13 protein-coding genes are annotated in these 11,673 nt (G+C 31.0%); 8 read left to right on the top strand and 5 right to left on the bottom strand.

Annotated features, from left to right (window positions below; all coding sequences use genetic code 11):
- Positions 1–432, bottom strand: a 432-nt coding sequence (locus B2X73_RS15020; protein ID WP_291096848.1) for a PspA/IM30 family protein, incomplete at its 3' end; no start/stop codon positions are given.
- 12 nt (positions 433–444) lie between these two features.
- Complete coding sequence (locus tag B2X73_RS15015) at positions 445–837, bottom strand: YbjN domain-containing protein (protein ID WP_219034890.1); 393 nt, start codon at positions 835–837, stop codon at positions 445–447.
- Positions 838–930: 93 nt separating this feature from the next.
- Between B2X73_RS15015 and B2X73_RS15010 the strand changes: the two genes are divergently transcribed.
- Positions 931–1,590, top strand: coding sequence for a helix-turn-helix domain-containing protein (locus B2X73_RS15010; RefSeq protein WP_286495889.1), 660 nt, complete (start codon positions 931–933; stop codon positions 1,588–1,590).
- Positions 1,591–1,752: 162 nt separating this feature from the next.
- On the opposite strand, the gene B2X73_RS15005 is transcribed toward B2X73_RS15010, so the two are convergent.
- Positions 1,753–2,961 (bottom strand): acyltransferase family protein, encoded by a 1,209-nt coding sequence (locus B2X73_RS15005; protein WP_286495890.1) that lies wholly within the window; start codon positions 2,959–2,961, stop codon positions 1,753–1,755.
- A gap of 108 nt (positions 2,962–3,069) precedes the next feature.
- Here B2X73_RS15005 and aspA point away from each other — a divergent pair, with 108 nt between their 5' ends.
- Entirely contained in the window at positions 3,070–4,467 is a 1,398-nt protein-coding gene (gene aspA / locus B2X73_RS15000) for an aspartate ammonia-lyase (RefSeq protein WP_114997768.1), read from the top strand.
- 52 nt (positions 4,468–4,519) lie between these two features.
- The gene (locus B2X73_RS14995; RefSeq protein ID WP_114997765.1) at positions 4,520–4,825 is read left to right on the top strand and encodes a hypothetical protein; all 306 of its coding nucleotides are present in this window, start codon (positions 4,520–4,522) and stop codon (positions 4,823–4,825) included.
- Between the two features lie 72 nt (positions 4,826–4,897).
- Here B2X73_RS14995 and B2X73_RS14990 read toward each other — a convergent pair whose 3' ends face one another.
- Complete coding sequence (locus tag B2X73_RS14990; RefSeq protein WP_286495891.1) at positions 4,898–6,040, bottom strand: DEAD/DEAH box helicase; 1,143 nt, start codon at positions 6,038–6,040, stop codon at positions 4,898–4,900.
- Between the two features lie 243 nt (positions 6,041–6,283).
- Here B2X73_RS14990 and B2X73_RS14985 point away from each other — a divergent pair, with 243 nt between their 5' ends.
- Together B2X73_RS14985 and B2X73_RS14980 are read left to right on the top strand one after the other, a co-directional pair.
- Positions 6,284–7,459 carry a trans-sulfuration enzyme family protein gene (locus tag B2X73_RS14985; protein ID WP_286495892.1) on the top strand — a complete coding sequence of 392 codons (1,176 nt, stop codon included), beginning with the start codon at positions 6,284–6,286 and terminating at the stop codon, positions 7,457–7,459.
- A gap of 93 nt (positions 7,460–7,552) precedes the next feature.
- On the top strand, positions 7,553–8,062 hold the full coding sequence (locus B2X73_RS14980) for a hypothetical protein (protein ID WP_286495893.1): 510 nt from the start codon (positions 7,553–7,555) through the stop codon (positions 8,060–8,062).
- Positions 8,063–8,100: 38 nt separating this feature from the next.
- Here the strand turns inward: B2X73_RS14980 and B2X73_RS14975 are convergent, their stop codons facing one another.
- Positions 8,101–9,117, bottom strand: a complete 1,017-nt coding sequence (locus B2X73_RS14975) for a threonine aldolase family protein (protein WP_286495895.1) — start codon at positions 9,115–9,117, stop codon at positions 8,101–8,103.
- Positions 9,118–9,211: 94 nt separating this feature from the next.
- On the opposite strand from B2X73_RS14975, the gene B2X73_RS14970 reads away from it, so the two are divergent.
- From B2X73_RS14970 to B2X73_RS14960, 3 genes are all read left to right on the top strand, one after another.
- Positions 9,212–9,883: a response regulator transcription factor gene (locus B2X73_RS14970; protein ID WP_221854497.1), complete on the top strand. Its 672-nt coding sequence runs from the start codon at positions 9,212–9,214 to the stop codon at positions 9,881–9,883.
- Between the two features lies 1 nt (position 9,884).
- Positions 9,885–11,159 (top strand): sensor histidine kinase, encoded by a 1,275-nt coding sequence (locus B2X73_RS14965; RefSeq protein ID WP_221854498.1) that lies wholly within the window; start codon positions 9,885–9,887, stop codon positions 11,157–11,159.
- 65 nt (positions 11,160–11,224) lie between these two features.
- The gene (locus B2X73_RS14960) at positions 11,225–11,653 is read left to right on the top strand and encodes a PepSY-like domain-containing protein (RefSeq protein ID WP_114997745.1); all 429 of its coding nucleotides are present in this window, start codon (positions 11,225–11,227) and stop codon (positions 11,651–11,653) included.
- The last annotated feature ends 20 nt before the right edge of the window (positions 11,654–11,673 follow it).

Below are 11,673 nucleotides of genomic sequence, written 5' to 3'. Positions count from 1 at the left end.
CTCATTTTCCCATTTATTAATGTTGAATTTAAGAACCTCAACGTTTTTGTGCACTTCATTTGCAGATTTTTCATGAATAATCACTTGATTTTCTAATTCAGTAATTTCTTCTAACAATTGATTTTTTAAGCTCAAAGCTTCTTTCGCTAAATTTTCGGCTTGTTCAATTGTAATTTCATTTCGCTCAGCTTTTTCTAACAAAAGAATTGCTTTTCGTTCATAATCTGCAGCTTCTTCTTTCTTTTTGTCGACGCTATTTTGCGAACGAATTGCCATTGCTTTTACCTTTGCGTAAGCCTCTAATGATTGATTAAGATCGTCGCGCATTTCGCGAATTCCTTGTTCTGTCATTTTGATTGGGTCTTCCATTTTTTCGACAACCGAATGTATTTCCGCTTGTCCAATTCTAAAAATACGTTTGAAAATATTCATAGTGATATTGTTTTATTGTTTAGAAAATTCGATTAATTGAGCAGAATATTCGCTCATCAATAAGCTCAAAGAATTTAACGTTGCTTCAAATTCGTTTTGATCAAGATTCGCAATTTGAAGTGTGTAACGATAAATAACTTTTTTTCCGTCTTCTGTTATTGCAAAAGCACCATGAATGATATCGCGATTTTTCATCAACAACGCTTTTAGCATTTCCAGATTATCATTTGTAATTGTAAATAAATACAACTCGAAAATGATAACAGGTGGTGCAATTCCTACAATCAGATTTTGAACACCATCCAATAAATTTTCAATCATAAAAACACCCTCTTTTTCGTCTTTGTAAGTGATGGTGTAATTGATGTTTTGAATAAAATTTTCAATCTTCGAAAAATAATTCATTTTGTTGTTATTAGTGTTTTTTGTAATTTGTTTCCATAAAATTAAACAATTTGCTAAAATAATTAGCAAATAAAAGTGTTAAAATTTTAAATAATGACAAAAATAGGTGAAAATATAAAGAAATTAAGACAAGTTAAGAACTTAACTCAACAGGCTTTTGCTGATTTGTTCGAAGTTAGTAGAGGGAATATTTCATCTTATGAAGAAAAACGTGCAGAGCCACGAATTGAAACAATTTCTCAAATTGCTAAATATTTTAGCATTCCAATAAGTCATTTGATCGAAAAAAACTTAACAGTTAACGAAATATTACACTTTGATAACTATTTTGAGGAAGCTGATATGTTACGAAATGTTAAAAATTTGAGCGCGATTCCTTTTTTATCACGAGAAATAATTCAGTTAAAAAAAGAATTATTTTCTAATATAGAAAATTATCCGTCGATTTACTTTCCAATCTATAATTCGCATCAGTTTATTGCGTTAGAATATTCTTCGGGTATCGCTTCACCTATCGATTTTACAGAAGAAGAATCGTCTATTTTATTTTTTGAACATTTGGAAGTGGAAAATTTACATTTGGTAAATGATAAGTTTGGTTTGTATTTGAATGATGATGAAATTTTTGTTGGGAAGTTTACTCAACACGAAAATCAATTGATTTTGGAATTAAATCAATGGAAACAAATTATTTTTGATGTTGAAAATATTCAGCACTTTTATCAGTTTTATGCTGTTTATAAGAAGGTTTAGAAATAATTTTTATAAGTAAGATTGTTTTCTAAATATTAGATGTTTCTACATCGTTTGACTCGCTCAACATGACAAGAAAATCCAATCTAGGCTGATAATTAATGTCATGTCGAGGAATCGAGACATCTCTTCTAAAAACTTATAATTTACTACTCAAGACTTTTAAACTTTAATATAAATCTTCTTTTTATCTAATAAATAAGCTAACCACCAAAAGAAAGCTAAGAAAATTAGCGAATAAACAAATGAACCAATTTCTGGAATTCCAGGAATTTTAGCGCAAACATTTTCGTAGAACCAACCCAATGGTGAAATGAATTTGATTTCTCTTTTGTCGTTTAAACCAGCTTCAATTCTGATTAAACCTAATAATCGAGGTAATAATCCGCTCAAAACAAAGATGAATAAAGGATTTTTTCCAAAAACATCAAAGAATTTCATGAAACCATTTTTGATGCCTAAAATTTCGATGAACCAAATCATTGATCCAATTGTCAAAATTGCTAAACCAGTTGTGTTGAAAACATAAGAACTGCTCCAAATCTTTTTATTGTACGGAAAATCCCATTGCCAAACGTAACCAATTGTCAACGCAATTGTTCCTAAAACAAATAAGCCAGCTAACATTTTATATTGCGGATTGTCAGTTTTTGGTAAAGGACGATTCAACCAATTGATATTTCCTTGTTTCTGAATATAATCACCAACCAAATACCCAAATAAAACCTGTGGAATAGTAGAAATTGTACTGAAAATTCCTTCGGGATCAAACGGTACTCCTTCTCCTTTGTAAATATGCGCTAAACCAAGCAATTGATTATCAATTTTAGTTCCGATAAAACCTTCTAATGAATAAGGGGTAGAAGTTCCAAGTCCGAAAGTTAAAACCCAATAAAGTAGAAGAATCGCACAACTTATCAATAAAACTTGTTTTTGTTTAAAATAAAAAGCAATCACCGAAGCGAAAAAATAAGCAATTGCAATTCGTTGTAAAACGCCCATTATTCGGATTCCGCTTTCTTCTGAATCTTTCCATGCTTTGAAAATAAGTTCATTATTATCCCACTTGAAAAATGGCCACCAATTGATGAATAATCCAATTCCGAAAATTAGAATTGTTCGTTTTATTACTTTTTGCCAGAAAATTTGTTGAGGTTGTTGTTGTAATTTTGGAATCATAAAAGCCATTGCATTTCCTAAGGCAAACAAAAAGAAAGGAAAAACCAAATCTGTTGGTGTGCATCCGTGCCATTCTGCATGCTCCAAAGGATCGAACATAGCCGACCAAGTTCCTGGATTATTTACCAAAATCATCAACGCAACAGTTGCGCCACGAAAAACGTCTAATGAATAATAACGAGCTGCTTTCATCTCTTTTGTGTTAATGTTTTAAAGATATAGATTTTTTAAATTTTTTGGAAAAATGCTTTTCAAAAAGATACTAGATTATTCCTTACCTTTAATTGTCAATAACAAACAATAAATAAAATGAGAACGGAGTCTGATTTATTAGGAGAATTACAAATTCCTGAAACGGCTTATTATGGTGTGCAAACGCAACGTGCCATTAATAATTTCAAAATTTCCAATAACTATTTGTCACATTATCCCGAATTTGTAAAAGCGCTTGGTGTTGTGAAATTAGGAGCAGCGCAAGCCAATCACGAATTAGGAATTTTATCGAAAGAATTATTTGATGCGATTTCTTTTGCTTCGAATGAGTTAATAGCTGGTAAATATACAGAGCAATTTCCAATCGATATGATACAAGGTGGTGCGGGAACTTCTACAAATATGAATGCAAATGAAGTAATTGCAAATATTGCTTTGGAGTATTTAGGAAAACAAAAAGGAGAGTATCAATTTTGTTCGCCAAATGATCATGTAAACCTTTCGCAATCTACGAATGATGCCTATCCATCTGCTTTGAAATTAGCATTATTTAATATGAATAAACCTTTGGTTGAGGCATTAACTTCGTTGTATGAGGCACTTGATAAAAAAGGGAAACAATTTGGTAATGTTATAAAAATGGGACGTACGCAATTGCAAGATGCAGTTCCAATGACGCTTGGGCAAGAGTTTGAAGGTTTTTCGAATACATTACATAAAGAAGTTGATAATTTAAACCGAATTGCTGCCGAATTATTAGTAATTAATATGGGTGCAACTGCAATTGGAACTGGATTGAATGCTGTTCCAGGTTATGCACAATTGTGTACAACTAAAATAGCTGAAATCATGAATGAAGATGTTTCGTTGGCTGATAATTTAGTTGAAGCAACTTCGGATACAAGCTCGTTTGTGGATTATTCATCAGCTTTGAAACGTCTTTGTGTGAAGTTGTCGAAAATTTGTAATGATTTACGTTTGTTAACATCTGGTCCGAGAACAGGTTTGTTCGAGATTAATTTACCTCCAAAACAACCAGGATCTTCGATTATGCCAGGGAAAGTAAATCCAGTAATTCCAGAAGTAGTGAATCAAGTTTGTTTTAAAGTGATTGGAAATGATTTATCAATAACAATGGCTGCCGAAGCTGGTCAATTACAATTAAATGTAATGGAGCCAATAATTGGTTTTTCGATTATGGAATCGATTCAATATTTAACAAATGCGATGAATACGCTACGTGTTGAATGTGTGGATGGAATTACAGCAAACGCAGAACATTTGAAAAATGAAGTACAAAATAGTATTGGAATTGTTACAGCTTTAAATCCTTACATTGGTTACAAAGCAAGTACAAAAATTGCGAAAGAAGCTTTAGAAACAGGAGGAGGTGTATATCAATTGGTCTTAGATCACGGTTTATTGTCGAAAGAACGTTTGGACGAAATCCTTGATCCTAAAAATATGCTTGGTCCACATATCTAGAAGTTGTGAGTTAGTAGTTATGAGTGATAAGTTTTGAAAAAATAAATTAATAATGAAACCTTCGAATCTTCTAAAAATAGAAACATTAAACGATGAATGGCTAGATAAGGATGTGATTATTTTACATGCTTGTTTTCAGATTTTATGCGATTGTATTGAAAAAGAAAATTTATTTACAAGTCATGTTGATTGGATGTATGATGATGAACATAAAAATGCAAAAATTGAAATTGAAAACTTATATAATTGGTGGAATAAACGTAAGCTCGATAATGATAATTTAGAAAATAATCAATATGAAGAAGATAATCAAATGTTGAAAAAATTAATAGAGTTTAGACAATATCTTTGGACTTGATTTAATTAAAAAATTATGAGTAATGAGTTCAGAGAAAACTTAGAACTTGTTACTCATAACTTAAAACTTATTTTAATATCCGTGTAAATTCACATTATCAGTTGGAAGTAAATCAACTTTTTTACCCATTTTTTTCTGAATGATTTTGAAATGATGCAAATCTTCTTCTGTAATCAAACTAATGGCTTTTCCGTTTGCATTTGCACGACCTGTACGCCCGATTCTGTGCACATAATCTAAAGGCGAACGAGGTAATTCGTAATTAATAACAGTTGGTAAACCTTCGATATGAATTCCGCGTCCAATCAAATCTGTTGCAACCAAAACTTTAATATCACCTAGTTTAAAATCTTCCAAATTATCCATTCTAGCGCCTTGGGATTTCTTACTGTGAATCGCCATTGCAGAGATTTTATTCTTTTTTAATTTTTCTACTAAATTATCTGCAGTTCGTGTCGAAGAAACAAAAACCAAAACTTGTTCTAAGTTTTCAGATTTGATTAAATAACGTAAAAAAGGACCTTTTGTTTCGGCATCAACTTTATAAGCAACTTGTTCGATTTGTTCCAAATCAATTTCTTGTTTTTTGATTTCAACAACAATTGGATCAATACTTAATGTAGATTTTATTTCATCAATTTTATCATTCAAAGTTGCAGAAAATAGAATTGATTGTTTCTTTTTCGGAACACTTTTCAAAATTCGGTTCATCTCATCTCCAAATCCTAATTGGAACATTTTGTCTGCTTCGTCAATCACCAAATATTGCAATTGATCCAATGATAACGCATTATGATCCATCAAATCCAATAAACGACCAGGAGTTGCAATCAAAACTTCAGTTCCATATAAATTCTTCATTTGTGGATTAATTGAAGTTCCACCATAAACAGCTTGTGTTTGTACTTCGCGACGTAAAGCAGTTTGTAATCCTGCAAAAGTTTGTTCAATCTGAACTGCTAATTCACGTGTTGGAACTAAAATTAACGCTTTTATATTACGAGATTTTTCGTACGATTGATGCTGAATTTTTTGTAGCAAAGGCGCAACAAAACACAAGGTTTTTCCAGAACCAGTTTTTGCAATTCCCATCACATCTTTTCCTTTTAAAATAGATGGAATTGTTTCGGTCTGAATTTCAAAAGGTTTTAAAAATCCAAGTTTTGTAATTGCTTTTGATAAATATGGTGATAATCCTAAATTTTCGAATGACATAAATTGATATAAGACTGCAAAGGTAGAGATTAAATTTGAATGATATTTTAGGAATAATTACTCGTTTAATTATTTTTAATCGTGATGAAAATGAAAGTTTTAAAATCGTTTCTGAAATATTTCTAAAAATCTTTTTAGAAACAGTCAAATTATCGAAACAACGATTGAAAACAGAAATAATTTCTGTTTAAAACTTTATTAAAAGCTTTTTGCTTAATAAAACTATCGTTAACTTTGATTCTTATGAAAAAAGATCAGTCTAAGATAATTCGTGAGCAAGCGCCAAGATCTGCTACTCGCGAGCATTCGGTTCCATTATATTTAACATCAAGTTTTATTTTTGATAGCGCAGAGCAAGGACGTGCAATTTTTGCAGAAGAAGAGCAAGGTATGGTTTATTCACGTTATGCAAATCCAAATACAACAGAGTTTATTAATCGCGTTTGTGCTTTGGAAAAAGCAGATGCAGGTTTAGCTTTTGCTTCGGGAATGGCTGCTGTTTTTGCATCTTTTGCTTCGTATATAAAAAGTGGAGATCATATTGTATCGAGTCGTGCAATTTTTGGTTCTACACATCAATTAATTACGCAATTATTTCCGCGTTGGGGCGTAACTTATACATATGTAGAAACGCCAAATATCGAGGATTGGGAAAAAGCAATTCAATCAAATACAAAAATTGTTTTCTTAGAATCGCCTTCAAATCCTGGATTAGAATTATTTGATTTAGAATCTTTGGCAAAATTGAAAGAAAAACATCCGAATGTTATTTTTGCAATTGACAATTGTTTCGCAACACCATATTTACAACAACCTTTGCAATTTGGATTTGATTTATCTATTCATTCTGCAACAAAATATATGGACGGACAAGGTCGAGTTTTGGGTGGAGTAGTTGTAGGGGAAGAAGAATTAATCAACGAAATGATGTTTTTTATTCGTCATACAGGTCCAGCGATGTCAGCTTTTAATGCATGGACAATTTCTAAAAGTTTAGAAACGTTGCCACTTCGTATGGATCGTCATTGCGAAAATGCGTTGGCGTTGGCAGAAGCTTTGGAAAATCATGCTGAAATTGCAGATGTAAAATATCCATTTTTACCATCGCATCCGCAATATGAGTTGGCGAAAAAACAAATGAAAAGCGGGGGTGGAATCGTAACATTTGAAGTGAAAGGAGGAAAAGAACGTGCTTTCAGATTTATTGATGCATTAGAAATGATTTTATATACGTCTAATTTAGGGGATTCGAGATCGATTGCAACGCATCCAGCAACTACAACTCACGCAAAATTATCAGATGCAGAACGTGCAGATTTGGGAATTAGGCCAGGCTCTATTCGTTTATCAGTCGGTTTGGAGGATAAAGTGGATATTATCGAAGATATTTTGCAAGCGTTAGAAAAAACTAAGGTTTAATTAATTTATTGATTAGTTGTTGATTAAATATAAATTTTAATAATTTATTCATTTCAGCACGGACTTTGCTTATTCTAAACGAAAGTTTAGAATATGAAGAAGTTTTTAATTTTTGGTTTTGCGTTGTTTACAATGTCAAGTTATGCGCAAAATAGACCAAATGATGGAAATAATAGAAATGTCGATATTTTAATTGAAAGATCTGATTATTACGGAATATCAAGTAGTCAAAAAAATAAAATAATTGCTTTAAAAAAACAAGCAAGTAAAGATTTCGAAAGAGTTGGAAGAGATCGTAATTTATCTGGTTACGAAAAAGGTAGAAGAAAAAGAGAGATTTCTTACAATTTACAACGTGATATTGATAAAATCTTAAATGATAATCAACGTTATAAATGGTCAAATTCTCATCGTGACGATTATTACAAAGATCGAATTGATGATCGGTTAGAGCGTTTAGAAGACGAATACGAAAGAGATATCAAGGGAATAGAACGTAATTATTCTTACGATAAAAATTTGATGAAACGTAAAAAAGAAATCAGAAAAGCAGAATATAAACGCGCGAAAGAGCGTTTGAAAAATGTGAAAGATTATTATTAAAATAAAAGGATCCAATAATTTATGGATCCTTTTATGTTTTATATTAATTTGATAAAATTTTCTACTTGTTCCTCTGGTGTTGTCCAAGAAGTGACTAATCTAATTGCAGAATTTTCTTCATCAATTTTTTGCCAAATATAAAACTCAAAATCTTGTTGTAGTTTTTCGATAATTGAATTTGGTAAAATAGGGAAAATTTGATTGGAAGATGGTTCTGTCAAAAAGTTGTGACCTTTTGCTGAAATAGCATTTGCTAATTTTTCTCCCATTTGATTGGCGTGTTTTCCCATCTCGAAAAATAAATCATCTCGAAACATTTCCGAAAATTGAATTCCTATCAAACGTCCTTTCGCTAACATTCCGCCTTTTTGCTTAATATGATAACGAAAATCTTCGTCCAATTTTAAATTATTTATCACAATTGCTTCACCTAAAAGTGCACCATTTTTAGTTCCACCAATGTAAAAAACATCTGCAAAATTTGCCATATCTTCTAAGTTTAAATCACATTTAGAAGAAGTTAAAGCAGAAGCTAAACGTGCGCCATCAACAAAAAGGTATAAATTATTTTCTTGGCAAAAATGATAAAGCTTTTGCAATTCCTTTTTTGAATAAACACTTCCAACTTCCGTAGAATTAGAAATATAAACCAATTTTGGCTTTACCATATGCTCGTCCGTATGTGTGGCAAGAATAATCGAAATTTGCTCAGGAGTTATTTTTCCATTATCCGTCGCAATGGTATTTATTTTATGTCCTGTTGCTTCTATCGCGCCCGTTTCGTGAACGGCAATATGCCCGCTTTCGGCTGCAACTACAGATTCGTGTGGTTTTAGAATAGAAGAAATTACAATTAAATTGGCTTGTGTTCCACCAGAAACAAAATGAATTGCTGAATCTTTTTTCAGTCTTTTTTTGATGAACTCTCTTGCTTCATTGCAAAATTCGTCTTCGCCGTAACCAATTGTTTGTTCTAAATTTGTATCGATTAATCGTTGCAAAATTGCTGGGTGAGCACCTTCGCTATAATCATTTTTAAAGCTATATTTTTTCAAAATTGAAATCTTAAATTTTGAGAATAAAAGTAGGAGTTTTCCTAATTCTTTCCTATTTTACTATCTATTTTTACCAATTATTTAAACTGAAGTTATGAAGATTTTAGTCGTAGAAGATGAAATAAAATTGCAAGAAACAATTGTTGAGTTTTTAGAAAAGGAAAAGATGATTGTCGAAACAGCAGATAATTATCAGCAAGCTTTGGATAAAATAATTTCGTTCGATTATGATTGCATTTTATTGGATATGATGTTACCAGACGGTGATGGAATGTCTTTGTTGAAGGAATTGAAGAATCTTCATAAAGAAACTTCGGTGATTATTTTGTCGGCGAAAGATTCGGTTGATGATAAAGTAGAAGGATTATTGGTTGGCGCGGATGATTATTTAGCGAAACCATTTCATTTTGCTGAATTATTGGCTCGAATTAAAGTTGCTTTGCGCAAAAATCTACAAAAAGGAGAGGATGTTTTGAGTTATAAAAATATTCAAATTTTTCCCGAAGATCGTTTGGTAAAAGTAAATAATATCGAACTGAAATTAAACAGAAAGGAATATGATTTGCTGTATTATTTTATGTTGAGACCCGAACGTGTTTTTCAGAAAACAACTTTAGCAGAAAGTGTTTGGGGAGATCATATTGAGCTATCTGATAATTTAGATTTTATTTATTCGCAAATAAAAAATCTAAGAAAAAAAATGAAAGAAGCAAATTCTGAAGCCGATTTACAAGCGGTTTATGGGATTGGTTATAAGTTGATTTAACATGAAAATATCACTAAAAAATTATACATTTCGTTACCTCACATTTTGGTTGCTTATCGTTATTGCGATTTGGGCATTTCTTTTTCATTCCTTGATTTTGGATGAAGTTTATGACAATGTAGATGACGGATTAAAGAATCAAAAAATTGAAATTATTCGAGAAGCTTATCGCGATCCGAATTTATTAAATACAACCGAATTTGGATTAAGTCAATTCAAAATTTCCAAAGTTGATCCAAGTAAATATGATGAAAGAAATCACTTTTCGAATGAGTTGGTTTACATGGGATACGATGATGATATGGAACCTTATCGTATATTGAGAACTGGTTTTTATGACAAAGAAAATCATCCGTATTCATTAGAAATAAGAACCTCAACAGTCGAAGAAGATGAATTGATTTATGATTTATCGATTTCTTTGATTGCGTTGTATGTTTTTATTTTGATTAGTATTTTATTGATTAATCATTTTGGATTGAAAAAAGCCTTCAAACCTTTTGGGCAAATTATTTCTCAATTAAGAAAATATGAAGTAGGAAATAACGAAAAACCAAAACTTGTCGAAACGAATGTGAAAGAATTTTCTTATTTGCAAAAAGAAATTGAGCGAATGATTAATCGAAATGATGAGGTTTTTAATTCACAAAAATTGTTCATCGAAAATGCTTCCCACGAATTGCAAACACCTTTGACAATTGCGCTAAACAAACTTGATTTGCTAATAGAAAATTCAGATTTAAAAGAAAAAGAGGTGATGAGTTTGGTAGAAACCAAGCAAACACTTTGGCGAATGGTGAATCTTAATAAATCGTTGTTAATGTTATCTCGAATCGAGAATAATCAATACAAAAATAATGTTGAAGTTAATTTTACAGCTTTGACAAAAGATTTGATCGAAGATTATGAAGAAATTTTAGAAGCAGAAGAAATTAAATTAGAAACGAATTTTAAGGCAGATTTTATTCTTGATTTTAATATCGATTTAGCGCGAATTTTAATTTCAAATTTGATTCGAAATGCGATCAAACATAATAATGATGAGAAAATTATTAAGATAGAAAGTGATTCAAATCAATTTATAATTTCGAATACAGGGAAAAACGCAACATTGGATTCGAATCTTATTTTTAGTCGTTTTTATAAACAAGGAACAAGTGATGGAAATAATGGCTTGGGGCTTTCGATTGTGGACACGATTATCAAAAATCAACAAAATTTGACGTTACGTTACAATTATGAGTTTCCTTTTCATCAATTTATTTTGAAAAAATAAATTATTCCCAAATCTTTCCTAATTCACTTTGCAACTTTGTCTTAATAATTATAAAATCAAACAAAATGAAAAAGTTTTTAAGTGTTATCATGTTAAGTGCAACGTTGATTTCTTTTGCTCAAGATAAAGCAATAAAATATAACCAAGTTCCAAAAATGGGACAGCAATTTATCAACAAATATTTTGGTGTAAAACAAGTTGGTTCTGTGATGTTGGACGACGATTATTTTTCGAAAGAATATAAAGTGTATTTGGCAAATGGAACAAAAGTAGAATTTGATGGAGACGGAGCTTGGAAAGAAGTCGATGGAAAACGAAATGCTATTCCAACAGGATTTATTCCAGCTAAAATTTCGAATTATGTGAAAAGAAGTTTTCCGAATACTACAATAACAAAAATTGAAAGAGACCGAAAAGAAATTGAAGTGAAATTGAACAATGGACTTGAATTAAAATTTGATAAAAACGGAAATTTTAAGAAAATTGATGATTAATAAATAAAATAAAAAACTCC

It is taken from the genome of Empedobacter sp. UBA7252 (assembly GCF_002472765.1).
GTDB lineage: Bacteria > Bacteroidota > Bacteroidia > Flavobacteriales > Weeksellaceae > Empedobacter > Empedobacter falsenii_B.
Note: the sequence above shows the minus strand (reverse complement) of the source record. Positions and strands in the feature narration are given on the sequence as shown.

Excerpts from the sequence above, each read along its gene's own strand:
- B2X73_RS14995 (WP_114997765.1), top strand. The coding sequence starts at position 4,520 with ATGAAACCTTCGAATCTTCTAAAAATAGAAACATTAAACGATGAATGG.
- B2X73_RS14970 (WP_221854497.1), top strand. The coding sequence starts at position 9,212 with ATGAAGATTTTAGTCGTAGAAGATGAAATAAAATTGCAAGAAACAATT.
- B2X73_RS14960 (WP_114997745.1), top strand. The coding sequence starts at position 11,225 with ATGAAAAAGTTTTTAAGTGTTATCATGTTAAGTGCAACGTTGATTTCT.
- B2X73_RS14980 (WP_286495893.1), top strand. The coding sequence starts at position 7,553 with ATGAAGAAGTTTTTAATTTTTGGTTTTGCGTTGTTTACAATGTCAAGT.
- B2X73_RS14965 (WP_221854498.1), top strand. The coding sequence starts at position 9,885 with ATGAAAATATCACTAAAAAATTATACATTTCGTTACCTCACATTTTGG.
- B2X73_RS14990 (WP_286495891.1), bottom strand. The coding sequence starts at position 6,040 with ATGTCATTCGAAAATTTAGGATTATCACCATATTTATCAAAAGCAATT.
- B2X73_RS15005 (WP_286495890.1), bottom strand. The coding sequence starts at position 2,961 with ATGAAAGCAGCTCGTTATTATTCATTAGACGTTTTTCGTGGCGCAACT.
- B2X73_RS15015 (WP_219034890.1), bottom strand. The coding sequence starts at position 837 with ATGAATTATTTTTCGAAGATTGAAAATTTTATTCAAAACATCAATTAC.
- B2X73_RS14985 (WP_286495892.1), top strand. The coding sequence starts at position 6,284 with ATGAAAAAAGATCAGTCTAAGATAATTCGTGAGCAAGCGCCAAGATCT.
- B2X73_RS15010 (WP_286495889.1), top strand. The coding sequence starts at position 931 with ATGACAAAAATAGGTGAAAATATAAAGAAATTAAGACAAGTTAAGAAC.